We start from the raw sequence: 20,734 nt of genomic DNA on the forward strand, positions 1-20,734 counted from the left end.
TTCTCCTATCGTCATCCGAATGCGCCAGTACTCCGCCGACCTGACCCCGCCGTGGAAGAAGCCGAAGCCCGTCCCGGAGGTCCCGGCCGAGCCCGGGCTGGTGGTCGAGGAGCCCGGCACCGGTTTCTGCGGCGCGGTGATCCGCTGCGAGGCGGGCACGGTGACCCTGGAGGACCGCTTCGGCAAGCTCCGGGTGTTCCCGATGGAGCCGAGGGGCTTCCTGCTGGAGGGCCGGGTGGTGACGCTCGTCCGCCCGACGTCATCGGCTCCGGTACGTCCCACACGTACGGCTTCCGGCTCGGTGGCCGTCCCCGGCGCCCGCGCACGCGTGGCCCGCGCCGGCCGCATCTACGTCGAGGGCCGGCACGACGCCGAACTGGTCGAGAAGGTGTGGGGCGACGACCTGCGCGTCGAGGGCGTGGTGGTGGAGTACCTGGAGGGCGTGGACGACCTCCCCGCGATCGTCGCCGAGTTCGCCCCGGGGCCGGACGCCCGCCTCGGCGTCCTGGTGGACCACTTGGTGCCGGGCAGCAAGGAGTCCCGTATCGCGGCATCGGTCACGAGCGAACACGCCCTGGTCGTGGGCCACCCGTACATCGACATCTGGGAGGCGGTGAAGCCGTCGTCCCTGGGCATCGAGGCGTGGCCCAGAGTCCCCCACGGCCAGGACTGGAAGACGGGCGTGTGCAAGGCCCTGGGCTGGCCCTCGGAGAACACGGGGGCGGTGTGGCAGGCGATCCTGAAGCGGGTGGGGTCCTACAGAGACCTGGAGCCGGAGCTCCTGGGTCGGGTCGAGGAACTGATCGACTTCGTCACCGCGCCGTGAGTATGCGGGCGGTCGTACGTCTGCGGGCCGGTGGGGGCTGGTCGCGCAGTTCCCCGCGCCCCTGGGCGGGTCGCAGCCGCCCTCAGTCCACCAGGTCGCGCACCACAGCGTCAGCCAGCAACCGCCCCCGCAGGGTGAGCACCGCGCGCCCCTCCCCGTACGCCGCGGCCTCAAGCAGCCCCTCAGACAGCGCCCGCCGAGAAGCCGCCAGCCCCTCCTCCCGCAGCAGCGACAACGGCACCCCCTCCCTCAACCGCAGCTCCAGCAGAATCCGCTCGACCCTCCGGTCCTCCTCCGACAACACCTCACGCCCGGCCCCCGGCGACCGCCCCGCCGCCAGCGCCGCCGCGTACGCGCCGGGATGCTTCACGTTCCACCAGCGCACCCCGCCCACATGCGAGTGCGCCCCGGGACCGGCCCCCCACCAGTCCGCGCCGCGCCAGTACAGCTCGTTGTGGAGGCACCGCCCGGCCTCGGAGGTCGCCCAGTTCGAGACCTCGTACCAGTCGAACCCGGCGGCGGCGAACGCGTCCTCCGCGATCAGGTACCGGTCCGCGTGCACGTCGTCGTCGGTCATCGGCACCTCGCCCCGCCGAATCCGACGAGCCAGCTGCGTGCCCTCCTCCACGATCAACGCATACGCGCTGACATGGTCGGGACCGGCGCCGATCGCCGCGTCCAGGGAGGCCCGCCAGTCGTCGTCCGACTCTCCCGGCGTGCCGTAGATCAGGTCCAGGTTGACGTGCTCGAAGCCCGCCGCACGCGCCTCCGCCACGCACGCCTCCGGGCGCCCCGGCGTGTGGGTGCGGTCCAGCACGCGCAGCACATGCTGCTTCGCGCTCTGCATGCCGAAGGAGATCCGGTTGAAGCCGCCCGCGCGCAGGGTGGCCAGATAGGCCGGGTCCACCGACTCCGGGTTCGCCTCCGTGGTGACCTCGGCGTCCGCCGCGAGGCCGAACTCGTCGCGGATCGCGGCGAGCATCCGTACGAGATCGCCCGCGGCCAGCAGCGTCGGCGTACCGCCGCCCACGAACACCGTGCGGACCTCGCGCGGATCGTCGCCCAGCACCTTCCGGGCCAGCCTGATCTCGTCGATCAGGGTGTCGGCGTAGTTGTCGCGGGAGGCGAGGACGCCGCCGGTGCCGCGCAGCTCGGTCGCGGTGTAGGTGTTGAAGTCGCAGTACCCGCAGCGGGTCGCGCAGTAGGGGACGTGCAGATAGAACCCGAGGGGGCGCTCGGCGGCTCCGGAGAGCGCGTGCGCGGGGAGTGCGCCGTCGTCGGGGACGGGCTCGCCGTCGGGGAGTGCGGAAGGCATGTGTCCCATTGTCCCGTACGTCGGCGAAGGCTCCGGATGGCTCAGTCCGGGCCGCCGGTCGGGTCCCGCTGCCGTATTGCTGGAGGTCCGGACCCATCGAGACAGGAGGCCGTCATGCGCATATCCAGGCCGCTCCGCACCGCCACCTCCACCCTCCTCGCCGGCCTCCTCCCCCTCGCCCTGGCCGCCCCCGCCACCGCCGCCCCCGCGCCCTGCACCACCGGCACCGGCCCCTACCAGCGGGAGCTGGAGCGGCATCTGCGGCTCACGGTGGACGGGCGGCAGTCGCCGGCCGACTGCGAGGCGATCCGCGCCTTCCAGTCCCGCAACGGCGTCGGGCCCGCCGACGGGTACGCGGGCCTCGCGACGTACCGGACCATGCTGGTGGTGGAGGCCCGCCCGAACCCGAACGCGGCCGGCCGCTGCCCGGTGCGCGCGTACCGGGTCGCCTGTGTGGACCTGGACCGGCAGCTGATGTGGGTGCAGGACGGGCGCCGGGTGGTGTTCGCGCCGGTGCCGATCCGCTCCGGCCGCGACGGCTACGAGACCCGCACCGGATGGCACACCGTCTACTGGCGGGAGATCGACCACTACTCCGACCTGTACGAGGCGCCGATGCCGTACGCCCAGTTCTTCGACGAGGGTCAGGCCTTCCACGGCAGCAACGGCGACCTGTACAGCGGCGGCTCGCACGGCTGCGTCAATCTGCGGCTCGACGACGCGCGGCGGCTGTGGGACACCCTCGCCGAGAACGACGCGGTCTTCGTGTGGGGCGTCAAGCCGGGCACGGAACGCACCCTCAGGCCCACAGCTCCTTCGCCGGCGGCACATACGCCACCGCCGACCCCCGGTGCTCGCTGAACCGGCTCAGCTCGTCCTGTGCCGCCATCCGCCGCTGGACGCGGACGAACAGCGCCGGGTCGCGCATATAGGCGAGGAACAGCAGGCCGCGGTCGTCGGGGCCAGCGTCGTAGGAGTAGCCGCGGCGCAGCATGCGGGCGCCGCCGTCGAGGCGGGGGCTGGCGGCGCGGACGTGGGCGCCGAGCGGGGTGATGTACCGGCCGTGCGGGGTCTTGGCGAAGATGTCCACGTCGTCGTCCTCGCGCCCGCCGTCCAGCGGGGCGCCGTCGGCCCGGCGGCGGCCGATGACCTCCTCCTGGCGCTGCGGAGTGAGGCGGGTGAAGTCGTCGACGCGCAGCCGGATGCGGCGGACGACGAGGAAGGTTCCGCCGTCCGGCCGCCACACCCAGCGCTCGCACTCCTCGGGCGTCGGGTTCGCCGAGCCGTCCTTGAAGCCGAGCAGGTTGCGGGGCACCGAGCCGCTCCGGTGCGGCGGCAGGAAGCCCGGCTGCCGCCAGCGCGGCCGCAGCTCCGGGTGGGCGAGCCGGGCCGCGGTGCGGGTGAGGGCTTCGGGGTCGTCGGCGCAGAGCTTGACGAGGAGGTCGCCGCCGCAGCGGGCGGGGTCGAGCCGGTCGCCGGGGAAGGGCGGCAGCTCGCGCAGGGCGTTGGGGGCGAGGCGGGGGCCGAGGCCGACGGTGGCGGTCAGGGACGGGGTGCCGTCCGCCGCGAGGGCTCGGGCCCAGGCGTCGAGTACGGGCCGCAGTCGGCGGCGGTCCGCGGTGAGGTCGTACGACAGGACGAGTGCGGCGCTCTGCTGCGGGGTGGTCACTCCGGGCTGGCGTACGCCGTCGGGGCCGGGGCCCTCGCGGCCGGACCGGGGGGCGGCCGTACAGCCGGTCATCGCGAGGCCGGTGGCGACGGCGAGGAGGGTCCGGCGGGCGGGACCGGTCTCGGGGGAACCGTCAAGCGTGTCGAATCCGGCATTCGTTGCCTTGAGCACGAACGGGACGATACATCTGCGGCGTGCGAACGATCCGTTTCCCGCGCCCCGTCCTGTGGGCGGCCGCGCTTCTTCTCCTCCTCGTCTCCTGCGCGCCCGGCGGCGGCTCACCGGGCAGCTCGGGCGGCACGGCCGGCCCGGCCGTCGTCCGGGTCCCGCAGGATGTCGGCTCCCTCCAGCGAGCGGTGGACCGGGTGCGCCCCGGCGGGCTGGTGCTCGTCTCGCCCGGGGTCTACCGGGAGAGCGTCGTCGTGGCCAAGCCGCGCGTGGTGCTGCGCGGGACGGAGCGCTCCAAGGTCGTGGTGGACGGGGAGTTCGAGCGGTCCAACGGGATCACGGTGACCGGGGCGGGCTCGGTCGTGGAGAACCTGACGGTCCGCGACCACCTCGCCAACGGGGTCCTGTTCACCGGCGTGACCGACGAGCGCCTCCAGTCGGGCGGGGCGGGCGGCGCGGGCTACGACCCGCTGGACACGGTCGCGTTCCCCCCGCTGAAGGGCTTCCGGGCCTCCTACGTGACCGCCTACAACAACGCCCTGTACGGCATCTACGCCTTCGACGCCCGCTCCGGCGTCATCGAGCACTCCTACGCCTCCGGGCAGGCCGACTCCGGGATCTACGTCGGCCAGTGCCGCCCCTGCGACACGGTGGTCCGGCACAACACCGTGGAGCACAACGCGGTGGGCCTGGAGGTGACGAACGCGTCCGAGGGGCTGTATCTGCTGGGCAACCGGGCCGCCCGCAACCGGGTGGGCCTGACCCTCAACTCCAACGACCTGGAGGCCCTCGGCCCCCAGCACGACGCGGTGATCGCCGGCAACGCGCTCACCGACAACAACGACGACCGCAGCCCCGAACAGGCCGACGGGGGCTTCGGGATCGGCGTCGGGGCGGGGGGCGGCCGGGGCAATGTCATCGAGCGCAACCTGATCTCCGGCAACCGCGCGGCCGGTGTCCTGCTGAGCGACGTCCAGGGCTACCCGGCGCGGGACAACACCGTCCGCGGCAACCGGGTCACCGGCAACGGCACGGACCTGGTGCTGGCCACCGGCGCGCCGGCCGGCAACTGCTTCGCGGACAACGGGGAGCCGGTCACCAGCCCCGCGAACCTGAGCACACTGACCCGCTGCGGCCGCGCCACCCGCACGGAGACCCCGCTCCCCGCCGAACCCGGCACCGGCCGCCGTCCCTTGGGCCGCGCCCATCCGCTCCAGCCCCCGCCCGGCATCTCCTTCCAGGACGCCCCGGCACCCCCCGCCCAGCCGAACCAGCCGGGCCCCCGCACAGCACCCCCACGCCCGGCCGTGGGCCTGCCGGGCCGGGTGAACGCCGGGGACTATCCGCTGCCGAAGTCGGCGAAGGCGGTGCCGGTGCGGCACTAGTTCCTGTTCCGGCGCGGCTTCCACGGCCCGTCCGGCAGCTTCCCCGGCGTCGCATGGCCCGCCGTCACGTCGACGGTGACCGTCCGGCCCGTGCCGAGCGTCGCGGTCACGCGGCGCAGGTCGCCGTCCGCGTCGATCCAGTACGCCAGCGGGGAGCGGCCGGCGGGTGGCGCCGAGCCCTGGGGGCGGGGCCGCGGGCCGGAGAAGACGTCCAGGGCACGCCCGTCGATCCGGTCGCCGCGCAGCCATGACGGGCCGGACTGGGCGAGCAGCTGGGCGTTGTCGGGCCGGTCGGCGGCCAGGCCGAGGACCAGTCGCAGCCCCGTGTCGAGCGGCCCGCCGACGAAGCCGCGCCGCGTCCACTCGCCCGCCCCGACCGCGCGCACCGACCGCAGCACGGCGGGCACCGAGGCCTCCGCGCCGGGCGCCGGCCCGCCCGACTCCCCCGGCCTGCCCGATTCCCCGGCCCCGCCCGACTCCCCCGGCCGCACGGCTTCCGCCGCCCCGCCCCGGGCGACCGCCACCCCCGACATGTCCCAGGCCAGCAGCCCACGCGTCGCCTCGCCCCCGGCCTCGTAGGCGCCGACCGCTCGGTGCCGCCGGTGGTCGACGACCGCGCGGATCACCGTCGTACCCGCCGATGTCGTCACCCGCACGGTGACCGCCGACGGACTGGCCCGGTACATGCGGAAGCGGGTCACGGCCATCCGCTGGGCCTCGGCAGCGGTGACGGGGCGCGGGCCCTCGTCGGGGTCGGAGACGAACACGGCGGTCGTGGCGGTGATTCCGGCCGCCGCGAGGACCGCTCCCGTCACCAGGAGCGTCTTCACCTTGATACGCATGGCACGTCTCTACAGCCGGGTGGGCCGTGCCCCGGTCGACACCGGCGCACGGCCCACCCGACGTTCACCCACGCGGGCGTGTCAGCACTTGCCCTTGCACGGCTCCCCTCGCTTGTTGGCGATCCTCACGACCAGACCGTCCTTCGACGACGCGGTCTTCGGCGTGACCGCGTACGGTCCGTTGACCGCCTTCCTCGGCAGGAGGTAGCCCTCGGGGACGTCCGTCTCCACCAGGTAGTACGTGCCCACCGGCAGGTCGTCGAAGTAGCAGCGCCCCTTGCCACTGGTGACGCAGTCGTCGACGAACGTGTCCTTCTTCGGGCCCGTGCGCTGCAGCCCGCGGGTGCCGTTGCTGTCCCGCCAGAGCTGGAAGACCGCGCCGGCGAGCGGCTTGTGGGTCTTGGCGTCGGTCTTGGCGACGGTCAGGCCCAGTTCCTTGACGAGACCGGCGTCGAGGGTGAGGTTCTCGCGCTTGCCGGGGCCGAGGGTGACGACCGGGGAGCAGCCGGTGGCGGGGTCCACGACGGAGTCGTCGCCGTCCCGGCCCGCGTTCTGCTTGGTCCAGTTGTAGTCGTGCGGCTTGACGAAGCAGACCCGGTAGTCGCCGTCGGGCAGGTTCGTGAACAGGTACTTGCCGTTCTCGTCGGTCGTGGTCGTCCTGATGACCTTGCCGGTCTTCGGGTCGACGAGCTTGACCGTGATGCCCTTGGCGCCCTTCTCGTCCTTGTCCTGGATGCCGTCACCGTTGGTGTCGTACCAGACGTGGTCGCCGAGCTTGTTGATCGGCCCGACCAGGCCGGCGTCCACGTCGTGGTTGACGTAGCCGGGGTCGCCGACCTTGACGGTGGTCTTGCCGGCGGGGTCGACGTTCGAGTCGATCGCCCGGTCGGAACCGGCTTCCTTCACCGTCCACTTGATCTCGTCCAGCGCCGGCTTGCCGGGCAGCGTGGCGGTGTCGATGCCGCTGTGGTCGAAGGTGACCTGGTACTCGGTGTTCGGCTTCAGACCGTCCGCGGTGCCGACGTAGTACTCGCCGTTGGCGTCGGTCGTCGTGGTCAGCGTGTTGCCGTCCTTGTCCTTGAGGGTGACCTTGACCCCGGCGACGGGCGGCTCGGAGGGGTCCTGGACGCCGTCGCCGTCGGAGTCGTACCAGACCCGGTTGCCGATCTGGACGGGCGCCTGGTCGCAGATCATCTCCAGGTCGGCGAGGCCGTTGCCCTTGCCGAAGAGGTTGGCGCCGTCGCTCCAGGTGGACTTGAGCCTCAGGTTGGCCTCGATGGCCCCGGAGTCGTCGGTCCAGCGCCGTACGCCCTGCTCGTAGGCCTGGTTGGTGTACGGGTCGTAGGCGGTGGTCCACAGCTTGTTCCGGTACGGCTGGAGGACCAGGCCGCCCTCGTCGATCTGGTCGTGCTGGGCGTCGGCGAGGGTGGTGAAGTCCTTGTAGAACTCACCGCCGCCGGGACCGCGCTTGTCGCCCGGCAGGGCGCCGGTCAGCCCGCCGCAGCCGCCGTTGTTCTCCAGCGTGTACGTCGTGCCGGACAGACAGGCCCGCAGGGTGTCACCGGCGGCGACGGCCGAGACCTGGGTGTCCGTGGAGCCGTAGGAGTAGGTGCGGTTGCCCTGCATGTCGGCGAAGCGGTCGCGGTAGCCGAGGATCAGGTCGCCGTTGTCGGCGATCTCGATGTTGGCCAGCATCGGCTGCGGGGCGGAGACGAAGCCGTGCTCCTCCTTGAGCGGGACCCGCTGGTTCCAGGCCTCCCAGTCGGCGCTCATCCACTGGCCGACGGTGGTGTTGTCGTCGCAGCGGTAGAACACGGACGGGGTGCCGGTGAAGCGGTAGGCGCAGCCACGCGCGTAGTCGAGTCTGTGGGTGAACAGCTCGCTGAACTGTCCGCCCTTGAACTCGTAGACGTGCGCGCTGAGCTGGGACGGGTCGCCCCAGGCCGCGTCACTGGACACGGTCGTCTCGGCGCCGCACACCCCGCCGACCACGACCCGGGCGCCGCGCACCCCGATGCCGTACGGGTGCCAGTCGCCGGCGCAGGAGGCGGGCTTGGGGATGGCGTACGGCGCGGGGGTGCCGGCGGTGACGGCGTCGCCGGTGCCCTGGATGGGCACGGCGTAGAGCTTGGCGTCGTTGAGGTCGACGGCGTAGAGCGTCTTGCCGTCGCCGGAGACGTCGACGTCGCCGAGGCCCTCGCGGCCGACCTGGGCGTAGACGGCGTCGTCGTGGAGGTAGTTGGTGCCGCTGTCGTGCGCGGTCAGGGTGCCGGGCAGGGTGACGAAGGTGGTCAGCGCCTTGCTGGTGGCGTTGTAGCGGTAGACCGCGTTGACCGCGCCCGCCGGGCCGTACTCGGTGTGGCGCTTGACCGAGGTGCCCGCGTAGACGTTGCCCGTGCGGTCGGTGCCGATGCCGAACACCGCTTTCTGCTGGGTGTTGTCGGTCAGCTGGGTGAGCGGGCCGTCCTGGTAGCCGGCGAAGTCCGACGGGAAGGAGACCAGGCCCTGCTGTCCGGTCGCGTCGCCCTTGGCCAGGCCGCAGGTGACCAGGGCCGGGTTCTCCTGGCAGTACAGGTCCGGTTCCCAGAAGCCGGTGGTGTAGGTGACGTCCGTGCCGCCGCCGACGTCGACGAAGCCGACATTGGAGCGGATGACGTCGGCGCCGGTGCCGAGCCCGGCGACGGCCGGGGAGAGGGTGTCCGGGTCGGGGTTGGCGACCTGGACGCGGTACTTTCCGCCGGTCAGGGCGGAGGACGACGGGGTGAACACGGCGGTGCCGTCGGCGCCGGTCGTCGCGGTCAGGGTCGCGCCGGCGTCGTCCGTCAGGGTGACCTTGACGCCGGACAGGCCGGGTTCCAGGACGCTGTCGTACGCCCCGTCGGCGTCGACCTCCGTGACCACACGCACGGTGACCGTGCCGTCGCCCGCTCCGGCGGCCAGGGCCACCGAGGTTCCGGCCGAACCGGCGAGCGTTCCCGCCGCCAGCAGCGCCAGACTGATTCCGCCCAGCCCGGTCGCTTTCCAGTTTCTGTGCAGCACGCTTCCCTCGTCTCATGAAAACGGCCCCCACCGCTCATGTATGGAAAGTGTGAAGATCTACCAATCGGGCCATTGGGAGGATTGCGGGGGTGATGACGGACCGTCAGGTCTACTCCGCTTGCAGCACCAGCAGCGCCAGATCGTCGTCGGGCGGTCGTACGCCGAACTCGTGGACCAGGCGTTTGATGCGCTCGGCGATGAGCGGGGCGGTCAGGCCCGCGCAGCCGGCGAGGGCCGCCGCGAGGCCGTCGCCGTCGTCGAACTGGCGGGAGCCGCTGCGCCGCTCGGTGACCCCGTCGGTGACACACAGGAGGGTGTCGCCGTGGCGCAGCTCGATGATCTCGCTGGTGTAGACGGCGTCCTCGACCACCCCGAGGAGGGTCTGCGGCTGCGCGACCGCGCGGACCCCGCCGTCCGGTCCGAGGAGCAGCGGCAGGGGGTGGCCGGCGGAGGCGAGGGTGACCTGGACGCCGCCGTCGAAGGGGCGGAGCTGGCCGAACAGGAGGGACAGGAAGCGGGTCTGCGGGCCGTCGGCGGGACCGGCGGGGCCCACCGGTCCGACGAAGGCGCGGGCGGCGGCGTCCGCGGCCTCGGTGGCGTCGTCGAGGAGGAGCTGGTTGAGGCGGTCGAGGACCTCGGCGACGGCGTACCCCTCGCGGGCCAGCAGCCGCAGCCAGGGCCGGGCCAGGCCGATCACCACGGCGGCCTCGGGCCCCTTGCCCTGGACGTCGCCGATGGCGAAGCACCAGCGGCCGTCGCCGCAGGGGAACAGGTCGTAGAAGTCGCCGCTGGGGCCCGCCTTGTCGCAGGGTTCGTGGACGAGGGCGCTGCTCACACCGGGGATCTCGGCGACCGCGCCGGGCAGCAGCCCGCGCTGGAGGACGGCGCTGATGGTGGCCTGGCGGGCGTACTGGCGGGCGGCGCTGATGGCGAGGGCGACCCGGCGGCCGAGGTCCTCGACGAGCCCGGTGACCTCGTCGGGGAAGCGCAGCAGGCCGGCCCGCCCGATGACCAGCGTGCCGAGCGGACGGCCGCCGGCTATCAGGGGGTACGCGAGGGCCGCGCCGTGCAGGCCGTGCGGGCCGAGGGCCTCGCCGGGCCAGGGGAAGGGGACGGGGCCCGAGCGCGGCGGGTCCGGCAGCCGCGGCACCTCCTTGTCCAGGGCCTGGCGCAGGTCCTCGATGAGGTTCTCGCTGCCGTGCCAGACGCGGGCCAGCCGCGGTCCCGGTCCGGTGATCCCGTCGGCGCCCCAGCCCGCGACGCCGCCCCCGCCGTCGGCCTCGGTCGCGCGCGGGGAACCCCAGCGGCCCATGAGGTCGTCCTCCAGCCACACCGCGCACCAGTCGGCGAGCCGCGGCACGATCAGCTGTCCGGCGAGCGCGGCCACCAGGTCCTCGTCGAGCTGCCCGGCGAGCAGGTCGGAGGCCTCGGCGAGAAAGGACAGGGCACCGCGGTTGAGCCAGTCCCGGTCGCGCTCGGCGCGCGCGGGTTCGGGGGCGAGGATCTCGGCGACGCGCAGGCCGCTCTCCCCGGGGTACGTGTCCAGGTCGCCGGCGGTCGCGGTGAGCTTGGCCCACACCGTCTTGGAGCCGGTGCGGTAGGTGATGCCCCAGGACTCGGCGAGGGTGGCGACGAGCCGCAGACCGCGCCCGTACTCCTGCGCTCCGCCGGCGAACTCGGCTCTCTCGTACGGCGCTTCGGGCGCGCCGGCGCGCGGGGCGCGCGACGGGTGGTGGTCGGTGACCTCCACGACCACCGCGCCCGTCTCCTCCAGACGGCAGTCCAGTTCGACGTCGGTGCCCGCGTGGACGACCGCGTTGGTGACGAGTTCGCTGGTGACGATGGTCAGGTCGTCGGTGACGCGTTCGGTGAGCAGTTCCGCGCCGGGCAGGGCGAGTTCGGCCCATTCCGCGAGCGCGGCGCGCAGCAGTGCGCGGGCGGCGCCCGGCGCCCGGGAGCTGCCGGGAAGGACGGCGTGCGCCCGGGCGCACGGGGGCACGCGGTCGGACCCGGGCGCATCAGAAGCACGGGAATCCTTCTCCCGTTGCGTCGGAATGGCCCCCATGTCCAGCTCCCCGAGCAGTTCGGACGAATACACCTCAGTCGATGCGGACAGAGTGACAGACTGGCTGCGCCCATAAGCGCCGAGTTACCGAAGTGGGCCGCCATGAGTGAGAACAGTGCTACGCGTGTGCTCGAAGACGGACACATTCAGGACCAGATTCGAGCATCGGATCTGCGTCCGCTGCTCGCCGCGATGACGGCCGCGCGGGACGGACACTTCTCCAAGGTGCCGGAGACGGGGCACGGCCCGGTCGTGGCCGAGCTGTCCGCGATCTTCAACCAGCTGGTGGACCGGAACGTCCATTTCACGACGGAGGTCCAGCGGGTCAAGCGGGAGCTGGTGCGGCACGGCCGGCTCGACGAGCGGCTCTCACCGAGCCCCGGGGCCGGCGCCTGGGCCTCCCGGGTCAGCGATGTGAACCAGCTGCTGGACGCCCTGGTCGCGCCGGCCGCCAACGCGACCCGGGTGCTGGACGCGGTGGCGGGCGGTGATCTGACCCAGCGCGTCGATCTGCACGACGGCAACCGGCAGTTGCGGGGTGATCTGCGGCGGCTCGGCCGGGCCGTGAACAAGATGGTCGACCAGCTGTCCCTGTTCACCGGCGAGGTGACGCGGGTCGCCCGCGAGGTCGGCACCGAGGGGCGGCTCGGCGGACGCGCCAAGGTGACGGGTCTGTCGGGCAGTTGGCGGGATGTGACCGAGGCGGTCAACACCATGGCGTCCCGGCTGACCGCGCAGGTCCGTGACATCGCCCTCGTGACCACGGCCGTGGCCCGCGGCGACCTGACCCGCACGGTCACCGTCGAGGCCACCGGTGAGCTGCTGGAACTGAAGCTGACCGTGAACACGATGGTCGACCAGCTCTCCGCGTTCGCCGACGAGGTGACGAGGGTGGCCCGCGAGGTCGGCACCGAGGGCCAGCTGGGCGGACGCGCCCAGGTGCGCGGCGTGAGCGGTGTCTGGAAGGACCTCACCGACAACGTCAACTTCATGGCGTCGAACCTGACTTCACAGGTCCGCAACATCGCCCAGGTGACCACCGCCGTCGCCAACGGCGACCTCTCGCAGAAGATCACGGTCGACGCGCAGGGCGAGATCCTGGAGCTGAAGTCGACCATCAACACGATGGTGGACCAGCTCTCCGCCTTCGCCGACGAGGTCACCCGCGTCGCCCGCGAGGTCGGCACCGAGGGCAACCTCGGCGGACGCGCCCAGGTGCGCGGCGTGAGCGGCGTCTGGAAGGACCTCACCGACAACGTCAACTTCATGGCGGACAACCTGACCTCGCAGGTCCGCAACATCGCCCTGGTCTCCACCGCGGTGGCCCAGGGCGACCTCGGCAAGAAGATCACGGTCGAGGCCAAGGGCGAGATCCTGGAGCTGAAGTCCACGATCAACACGATGGTGGACCAGCTCTCCGCCTTCGCCGACGAGGTCACGCGCGTCGCCCGCGAGGTGGGCACGGAAGGAAACCTGGGCGGCCAGGCCCAGGTGCGGGGCGTGTCGGGCGTGTGGAAGGACCTGACGGACAACGTCAACTTCATGGCCCTGAACCTGACTTCGCAGGTCCGCAACATCGCCCAGGTGACCACCGCCGTCGCCAACGGCGACCTCTCCAAGAAGATCACGGTCGACGCGCGCGGCGAGATCCTCGAACTCAAGGACACCGTCAACACGATGGTGGAGCAACTGCGGGCCTTCGCCGACGAGGTCACCCGCGTGGCCCGCGAGGTCGGCACCGACGGCCGGCTGGGCGGGCGCGCCCAGGTGCTGGGCGTGAGCGGTGTCTGGCGGGACCTGACCGACAACGTCAACTACATGGCCGACAACCTGACTTCGCAGGTGCGGAACATCGCCCAGGTGACCACCGCCGTCGCCAACGGTGACCTCTCCAAGAAGATCGACGTGGACGCGCGCGGCGAGATCCTGGAGCTGAAGACGGCCATCAACACCATGGTCGACACGCTCTCCTCCTTCTCCTCCGAAGTGACCCGCGTGGCCCGCGAGGTCGGCTCCGAGGGCCAACTCGGCGGCCAGGCCCGGGTGGAGGGCGTGTACGGCACATGGAAGCGCCTGACGACCAACGTGAACGAACTCGCCTCCAACCTGACCACCCAGGTCCGCGCGATCGCCGAGGTCGCCTCCGCGGTGGCGCAGGGCGACATGTCCCGCTCGATCACCGTGGAGACCCAGGGCGAGGTCGCCGAGCTGAAGGACAACATCAACCTGATGGTGGCCAACCTCCGCGAGACGACCCGCGCGAAGGACTGGCTGGAGTCGAACCTGGCCCGCCTCGCCGCGCTGATGCAGGGCCACCGCGACCTGATGGAGGTCGCGGACCTGATCCTGCGCGAGCTGACGCCGCTGGTGAACGCCCAGTACGGGGCGTTCTTCCTGGCCGACCCGGACGAGGACGGCGCCTCCATCCGCACCACGGTTCCGACCAAGGGGCTGGCGTTCATCGCGGGCTACGGCTCGGCCCAGGGCGCGACGGTCGAGACCGGCGGCCTCCCGGTGCACGGGCTGGTCCGGCAGGCGGCCCGCGAGAAGAAACGCATCCTCGTCGAGGAGGCCCCGCCGGACTACATCAAGATCAACAGCGGTCTGGGCGAGGCGGCCCCCACGAGCGTCGTGATCATCCCGATCCTCTTCGAGGACAAGCTCCTGGGTGTCATCGAACTCGCCTCGTTCTCCCGCTTCTCCGACGTCCACCTGGCGTTCTTCGACCAGTTCGTGAACACCATCGGCGTGGCGATCAACACGATCATCGCCAACTCCCGCACGGAGTCGCTGCTCGGCGAGTCCCAGCGCCTCGCGATGCAGCTCCAGGAACGCTCCGACGAACTCCAGAAGCAACAGGCTGAGTTGCAGCGCTCGAACGCCGAACTGGAGGAGAAGGCCGCCCTGTTGGCCACGTCCTCCCAGTACAAGTCGGAGTTCCTGGCGAACATGTCCCACGAACTGCGCACCCCGCTCAACTCCCTGCTCATCCTGGCGAGGCTGCTCTCGGACAACCCGGACGGCCATCTCTCCGACCAGGAAGTGCAGTTCGCGACGACGATCCACCGGTCGGGCTCCGACCTCCTGCAACTCATCAACGACATCCTCGACCTCTCCAAGATCGAGGCGGGCCGGATGGACGTCCGCCCGAAGAAGCTCCCGCTGATCAAACTCCTCGACTACGTCCACGCCACCTTCCGTCCGCTCACCCTCGACCGGGGGCTCGCCTTCGAGGTGGCCGTCGGCGAGGCGGTACCGCGCGAGATGTACTCCGACGAACAGCGCCTCCAGCAGATCCTGCGCAACCTGCTGTCCAACGCGATCAAGTTCACCGCGAGCGGCCGGGTCGAGCTCCGGGTGAACCGCATCAAGGACCCCGACCACCGGTTCATCCGCGAGAGCGACGACGTGGTCGCCTTCGCCGTCTCCGACACGGGCATCGGGATCGCGGCCGAGAAACTCCCGGTGATCTTCGAGGCGTTCCAGCAGGCCGACGGCACCACCAACCGCAAGTACGGCGGCACCGGCCTCGGGCTGTCCATCAGCCGGGAGATCGCCGGCCTGCTGGGCGGCCGTATCGTCGCCGAGAGCGAACCCGGCAAGGGCTCCACCTTCACCCTCTACGTTCCCGTCGTCAGCCCCGGCCACCCGGCGACCGGCCCGGTCCCCGAGGACCGCTCGGTGCCCGCGGTGCCGGAACAGCTGTCCGCGGAGCCCTTCACGGCCACCCACGACGTCGACGACGCCTGGCCCGCGCCGACCAAGCTGGAGGCGTGGAAGGCCGGCCGGGCGGGCCAAGTACTTCCCGGGCGCCGGGTGTTGATCGTCGACGACGACATCCGCAACGTCTTCGCGCTGACCCATGTCCTGGGCCGGGTCGGCATGCCCGTCCTCTACGCCGAGAACGGCCGCGAGGGCATCGAGACGCTGGAGCGCAACCCGGACGTCGAACTCGTCCTGATGGACATCATGATGCCGGAGATGGACGGCTACGAGACCATCGCCGCCATCCGCCGCACCCCCCGCTGGACCGGGCTGCCCATCGTCGCGCTGACCGCGAAGGCGATGCCCGGTGACCGGGAGAAGTCGATCGCGCGGGGCGCCAACGACTACGTACCCAAACCGGTGGACGTCGACCAGTTGCTGACCGTCGTGTGCGCACTCCTGGCCCCGGAGGGCGCGGGCGACGAGGAGCAGGCGGACGTCGAGAAGGCGACAGCCCCGCCGCCCGAGACCGAATGAGGCACAGCCACCATGAGCGCTGAGGCAACCACCGACGAGCGCGCCGGCATCCTCCTCGTCGACGACATGGAGGACAACCTGATCGCGCTGGAGGCCGTCCTGGGGTCCCTCAACGAGCCGCTCGTCCGGGCACGTTCGGGCGAGGAGGCGATGAAGGCGCTGCTGCGCCGGCAGTTCGCCCTCGTCCTGCTCGACGTCCGCATGCCGGGCATGGACGGCTTCGAGACGGCCGCGAACATCAAACGGCTCGCCAGACCAAGGACGTCCCGATCATCTTCCTGACCGGCGCGGAGGACGACTCCGGCTACGCCTTCCGCGGCTACGCGACCGGCGCGGCCGACTACTTGACCAAGCCGTTCGACCCCTGGGTCCTCAGGGCGAAGGTCAGCGTGTTCCTGGACCTGCACAGAAAGAACCAGCAGTTGGAGAGGCTGCTGGCGCAGGATCAGGCGGAGTGCGGGGAGGTGGCGGCCAGACTGGCGGAGCTGGAGGCCCAGTTGGACACGGAGGGCCCCCCGGACCGGGCGGCGCTACGCACCCGGATCCAGGAGCTACGGCAACTGTTGGGCAGGGGTCGGGGCTAAGGCTTTTTTTCTTGGGGGCGCGGGGAACTGCGCGACCAGCCCCCACCCACCCGCAGCCGCCCAACAGCCGGCCCCACCACCCCCTACGCCTCGCGAGCCCCGGCGTACATCTCATCAATCAGATGCTTGTACTCCCGCTCCACAACCGGCCGCTTCAACTTCAGACTCGGCGTGATCTCCCCGTGCTCCACATCGAGATCCCGAGGCAGCAACCGGAACTTCTTGATGGTCTGCCACCGCTGAAGCCCCTCGTTGAGCTGCTTCACATACCCCTCGACCAGGGCCACCGTCTCCGGCGCCGCCACCACGTCCGCGTACGGCTTCCCGCCGAGCCCGTTCTCCTCGGCCCACCCGAGAATCGCGACCTCGTCGAGCGCGATGAGCGCTGTGCAGAAGTTCCGGTCGGCCCCGTGCACGAGGATGTTGGAGACGTACGGGCACACCGCCTTGAACTGCCCCTCGACCTCGGCCGGCGCGATGTACTTGCCGCCCGACGTCTTGATGAGGTCCTTCTTGCGGTCGGTGATCCGCAGATAGCCGTCCGGCGAGAGCTCACCGATGTCCCCGGTGTGGAACCAGCCGTCGCTCTCCAGCACCTCGGCGGTCTTCTCGGGCAGCCCGTGGTAGCCCTCCATGATGCCGGGCCCGCGCAGCAGGATCTCCCCGTCGTCCGCGATACGCACCTCCGTGCCGGGCAGCGGCTTGCCGACCGTGCCGGTGCGGTACGCCTCACCCGGGTTCACGAACGAAGCGGCCGAGGACTCCGTCAGGCCGTAGCCCTCCAGGATGTGGATGCCGGCGCCGGCGAAGAAGTAGCCGATCTCCGGCGCGAGGGCGGCCGACCCGGAGACACACGCCCGCAGCCGGCCGCCGAACGCCTCGCGGATCTTGGCGAAGACCAGCGCGTCGGCGACCTTGTGCTTGGCGGAGAGGCCGAAGGGGGCGCTCGCCGTGCCGGTGCGGCGGAAGTTGTCCTGGCTGGCCTTGGCGTACTCGCGGGCCACCTCGGACGCCCACTGGAAGATCTTGTACTTGGCGCCGCCGCCCGCCCGGGCCTTCGCGGCGACCCCGTTGTAGACCTTCTCGAAGATGCGCGGGACGGCCGCCATGTACGTCGGCTGCACGACCGGCAGATTCTCGATGATCTTGTCGACGCGGCCGTCGACGGCGGTGACGTGCCCGACCTCGATCTGGCCGGAGGTGAGGACCTTGCCGAAGACGTGCGCGAGCGGCAGCCACAGGTACTGCACGTCCTCGGCGCTGATCAGCCCGGTCGCGGCGATCGCCTTGGCCATGTAGGCCCAGTTGTCGTGCGGGAGCCGTACGCCCTTGGGACGGCCGGTGGTGCCCGAGGTGTAGATGAGGGTGGCCAGCTGGTCCTTGGTGATCGCGCCGACCTTCTCCTTGATCAGGTCGGGGTCCTTCTCCAGGCGGGCCGCGCCACGGGCCTCCAGCTCGGCGAGGGTGAGCACCCAGTCGCCGGTCTCCACGCCCTCGGCGTCGATGACCACGACATGCGTCAGCTCGGGCAGCTCGGCGCGCTTGTCCCGCGCCTTGGCCAGCTGCTCGGCGTTCTCGGCGAACAGCACGCGGCTCTCGGAGTCGGAGACGATGAACGCCGACTCGTCGGCGTTGGTCTGCGGATACACCGTGGTCGTGGCGGCCCCGGCGCACAGGATGCCGAGGTCGGCGAGGATCCACTCGACGCGGGTCGAGGAGGACAGCGCGACCCGCTGCTCGGGCTGCACCCCGAGCTCGATCAGGCCGGCGGCGATGGCGAAGACCCGCTCGGCGGCCTCCCCCCAGCTCAGCGACTTCCAGTCGTCGGGGCCCTCACCGGCGGCCGGTGGCACCGGGTAGCGGTACGCCTCCGCGTCGGGCGTGGCCGCAACGCGCTCCAGGAAGAGGGTCGCCACGCTCGGCGGTCGGTTCTCGATCAGGGTCTGTGTGTCGCTCACGACATCCTCCGGGGCCCGCGACAGTGCGGCGGCTGGCTCAGTGCGGCTGGTGTACTCGAGGGGCCGGGCACTCACGGGGTGTGCCCGAGTGGGTGTTGTTTAACTCACGAGTAACTATCGAGTGGAGATCAGAGTAGAGCGCGACCGCCGCCCGCGTAAGAGGCGGCGGCCTGTCACTTCCTACAGAGGGCGACGTTACGCACGCGTAGGGGCCCGTCGCGCTCAGCTGCGACAGGCCCCTATTTTCACGGGAAATCCGGGTTACTTCTTGCCCTTGCCGGAACCCGCGGCGTCGTCGCTGCTCAGTACGGCGATGAAGGCCTCCTGCGGAACCTCCACAGAGCCCACCATCTTCATCCGCTTCTTGCCCTCCTTCTGCTTCTCCAGCAGCTTCCGCTTACGGGAGATGTCACCGCCGTAGCACTTGGCGAGGACGTCCTTGCGGATGGCGCGGATGGTCTCGCGGGCGATGACCCGGGAGCCGATGGCGGCCTGGATGGGCACCTCGAAGGCCTGCCGCGGGATGAGCTCGCGCAGCTTGGCGACGAGCCGCACGCCGTACGCGTACGCCGCGTCCTTGTGCGTGATCGCCGAGAAGGCGTCGACCTTGTCGCCGTGCAGCAGGATGTCGACCTTGACGAGGCTGGAGGCCTGCTCGCCGGTGGGCTCGTAGTCGAGGGACGCGTAGCCGCGGGTCTTGGACTTCAGCTGGTCGAAGAAGTCGAAGACGATCTCTGCGAGCGGCAGGGTGTAGCGGATCTCGACCCGGTCCTCGGAGAGGTAGTCCATGCCGAGCAGGGTGCCGCGCCGGGTCTGGCACAGCTCCATGATCGCCCCGATGAACTCCGAGGGCGCGAGGATGGTGGCCCGTACGACGGGCTCGTACACCTCGTTGATCTTGCCTTCGGGGAACTCGCTCGGGTTGGTGACCGTGTGCTCGGTGCCGTCCTCCATGAGGACGCGGTAGACCACGTTCGGCGCGGTCGCGATCAGGTCGAGGCCGAACTCGCGCTCCAGCCGCTCCCGGATCACGTCCAGGTGCAGCAGGCCCAGGAAGCCGACGCGGAAACCGAAGCCCAGCGCCGCCGAGGTCTCCGGCTCGTAGACCAGCGCGGCATCGTTGAGCTGGAGCTTGTCCAGCGCCTCGCGCAGCTCGGGGTAGTCGGAGCCGTCCAGCGGATAGAGCCCGGAGAAGACCATGGGCTTGGGGTCCTTGTACCCCCCGAGCGCCTCGGTGGCCCCCTTCTGCTGGCTGGTGACGGTGTCACCGACCTTGGACTGGCGGACGTCCTTCACGCCGGTGATGAGGTAGCCCACCTCACCGACGCCGAGGCCGTCGGCACCCAGCATCTCGGGCGAGTTCGTCCCGATCTCCAGCAGCTCGTGGGTGGCGCCGGTCGACATCATCTTGATGCGCTCGCGCTTGTTGAGCTGGCCGTCGATGACACGGACATACGTCACGACACCGCGGTAGGAGTCGTAGACCGAGTCGAAGATCATCGCGCGGGCGGGCGCGTCGGCGACACCGACGGGGGCCGGGACCTCGCGTACGACCTTGTCGAGCAGCGCGTCGACGCCCACGCCCGTCTTGGCGGAGACCTTGAGGACGTCCTCGGGGTCGCAGCCGATGAGGTTGGCGAGCTCCTCGGAGAACTTCTCCGGCTGGGCGGCCGGCAGGTCGATCTTGTTCAGTACGGGGATGATCTTGAGGTCGTTCTCCATCGCCAGGTACAGGTTGGCGAGGGTCTGGGCCTCGATGCCCTGGGCGGCGTCGACGAGGAGGACGGTCCCCTCGCAGGCGGCGAGCGACCGCGAGACCTCGTAGGTGAAGTCGACGTGCCCGGGGGTGTCGATCATGTTCAGGATGTGCGTGTTGGTCTTGTCATGGGTCGGAGCCCACGGCAAACGCACCGCCTGGGACTTGATCGTGATGCCACGCTCACGCTCGATGTCCATACGGTCGAGGTACTGAGCACGCATCTGCCGCTGCTCGACCACACCGGTCAGCTGGAGCATCCGGTCGGCGAGGGTGGACTTGCCGTGGTCGATGTGCGCGATGATGCAGAAATTGCGGATCAGAGCCGGGTCGGTACGGCTCGGCTCGGGCACATTGTTAGGGGTCGCGGGCACGCAGGGTCCTGTCTCTTGAGGCGCCTTATGCCTCGGGTCGGATCGATACGTAGGCTCCATGGTCCCACGGCGGGCGACCGGGGACCGTTTTGGGCCACCGGCCGCCCCCCTGGTAGCCTGGGTGGCTGTGTCTCATGCCCTCTCAGCGCGAGGCACACCCCAAGAAATCACCTGGCCCGGATCCTTCGCGGTTCCGTGCCTGAACCTGAAAAGGCTCAATCAGTGGCGAACATCAAGTCCCAGATCAAGCGGATCAAGACCAACGAGAAGGCCCGGCTGCGCAACAAGGCCGTCAAGTCCTCCCTGAAGACCGCGATCCGCAAGGCCCGTGAGGCTGCTGCCGCGGGTGACGTCGAGAAGGCCACCGAGTACCAGCGCGCTGCCGCGCGTCAGCTCGACAAGGCCGTCTCGAAGGGCGTCATCCACAAGAACCAGGCCGCCAACAAGAAGTCGGCGCTTGCTTCCAAGGTCGCCGGCCTCAACGGCTGACACTTGATTTGACGCCGGAAGG

The 20,734-nt window shown here is 70.9% G+C and carries 12 protein-coding genes and 1 pseudogene; 6 read left to right on the top strand and 7 right to left on the bottom strand.

Annotated features, from left to right (window positions below; all coding sequences use genetic code 11):
• Positions 1–19: 19 nt before the first annotated feature.
• Entirely contained in the window at positions 20–826 is an 807-nt protein-coding gene (locus tag CRP56_RS14295; RefSeq protein WP_097263959.1) for a DUF3097 domain-containing protein, read from the top strand.
• Between the two features lie 82 nt (positions 827–908).
• On the opposite strand, the gene hemW is transcribed toward CRP56_RS14295, so the two are convergent.
• On the bottom strand, positions 909–2,141 hold the full coding sequence (gene hemW / locus CRP56_RS14300) for a radical SAM family heme chaperone HemW (protein ID WP_097263961.1): 1,233 nt from the start codon (positions 2,139–2,141) through the stop codon (positions 909–911).
• Between the two features lie 114 nt (positions 2,142–2,255).
• Here hemW and CRP56_RS14305 point away from each other — a divergent pair, with 114 nt between their 5' ends.
• Positions 2,256–3,002: a L,D-transpeptidase family protein gene (locus CRP56_RS14305; RefSeq protein ID WP_097263962.1), complete on the top strand. Its 747-nt coding sequence runs from the start codon at positions 2,256–2,258 to the stop codon at positions 3,000–3,002.
• Here the strand turns inward: CRP56_RS14305 and CRP56_RS14310 are convergent.
• Positions 2,941–3,981: a Dyp-type peroxidase gene (locus tag CRP56_RS14310; protein ID WP_257040782.1), complete on the bottom strand. Its 1,041-nt coding sequence runs from the start codon at positions 3,979–3,981 to the stop codon at positions 2,941–2,943. The genes CRP56_RS14305 and CRP56_RS14310 overlap by 62 nt on opposite strands.
• A 23-nt stretch (positions 3,982–4,004) precedes the next feature.
• Here CRP56_RS14310 and CRP56_RS14315 point away from each other — a divergent pair, with 23 nt between their 5' ends.
• Positions 4,005–5,363 carry a right-handed parallel beta-helix repeat-containing protein gene (locus CRP56_RS14315; RefSeq protein ID WP_257040783.1) on the top strand — a complete coding sequence of 453 codons (1,359 nt, stop codon included), beginning with the start codon at positions 4,005–4,007 and terminating at the stop codon, positions 5,361–5,363.
• Here the strand turns inward: CRP56_RS14315 and CRP56_RS14320 are convergent.
• The 3 genes from CRP56_RS14320 to CRP56_RS14330 all read right to left on the bottom strand — a co-directional run bounded on the left by CRP56_RS14320 (position 5,360) and on the right by CRP56_RS14330 (position 11,309).
• Positions 5,360–6,205: a hypothetical protein gene (locus tag CRP56_RS14320; protein WP_097263963.1), complete on the bottom strand. Its 846-nt coding sequence runs from the start codon at positions 6,203–6,205 to the stop codon at positions 5,360–5,362. The genes CRP56_RS14315 and CRP56_RS14320 overlap by 4 nt on opposite strands.
• 81 nt (positions 6,206–6,286) lie before the next feature.
• Entirely contained in the window at positions 6,287–9,244 is a 2,958-nt protein-coding gene (locus CRP56_RS14325) for an SdrD B-like domain-containing protein (RefSeq protein ID WP_097263965.1), read from the bottom strand.
• 109 nt (positions 9,245–9,353) lie between these two features.
• Positions 9,354–11,309, bottom strand: a complete 1,956-nt coding sequence (locus CRP56_RS14330; RefSeq protein WP_179851016.1) for a SpoIIE family protein phosphatase — start codon at positions 11,307–11,309, stop codon at positions 9,354–9,356.
• A 102-nt stretch (positions 11,310–11,411) separates the two neighbouring features.
• Here CRP56_RS14330 and CRP56_RS14335 point away from each other — a divergent pair, with 102 nt between their 5' ends.
• Positions 11,412–15,551: a HAMP domain-containing protein gene (locus CRP56_RS14335; RefSeq protein WP_179851017.1), complete on the top strand. Its 4,140-nt coding sequence runs from the start codon at positions 11,412–11,414 to the stop codon at positions 15,549–15,551.
• 12 nt (positions 15,552–15,563) lie between these two features.
• A pseudogene (locus CRP56_RS14340) lies at positions 15,564–16,135 on the top strand (response regulator).
• A gap of 83 nt (positions 16,136–16,218) precedes the next feature.
• Here CRP56_RS14340 and CRP56_RS14345 read toward each other — a convergent pair.
• Positions 16,219–18,093, bottom strand: a complete 1,875-nt coding sequence (locus CRP56_RS14345) for an AMP-dependent synthetase/ligase (protein ID WP_097263967.1) — start codon at positions 18,091–18,093, stop codon at positions 16,219–16,221.
• Positions 18,094–18,354: 261 nt separating this feature from the next.
• Entirely contained in the window at positions 18,355–20,223 is a 1,869-nt protein-coding gene (lepA, locus tag CRP56_RS14350; RefSeq protein WP_097263969.1) for a translation elongation factor 4, read from the bottom strand.
• A 222-nt stretch (positions 20,224–20,445) separates the two neighbouring features.
• Between lepA and rpsT the strand changes: the two genes are divergently transcribed.
• A complete protein-coding gene (gene rpsT / locus CRP56_RS14355) occupies positions 20,446–20,712 on the top strand; it encodes a 30S ribosomal protein S20 (protein WP_059191727.1) in 267 nt (88 codons plus the stop codon).
• Positions 20,713–20,734: the final 22 nt, after the last annotated feature.

It is taken from the genome of Streptomyces sp. TLI_55, from assembly GCF_900206255.1.
Classification (GTDB): domain Bacteria; phylum Actinomycetota; class Actinomycetes; order Streptomycetales; family Streptomycetaceae; genus Streptomyces; species Streptomyces aquilus.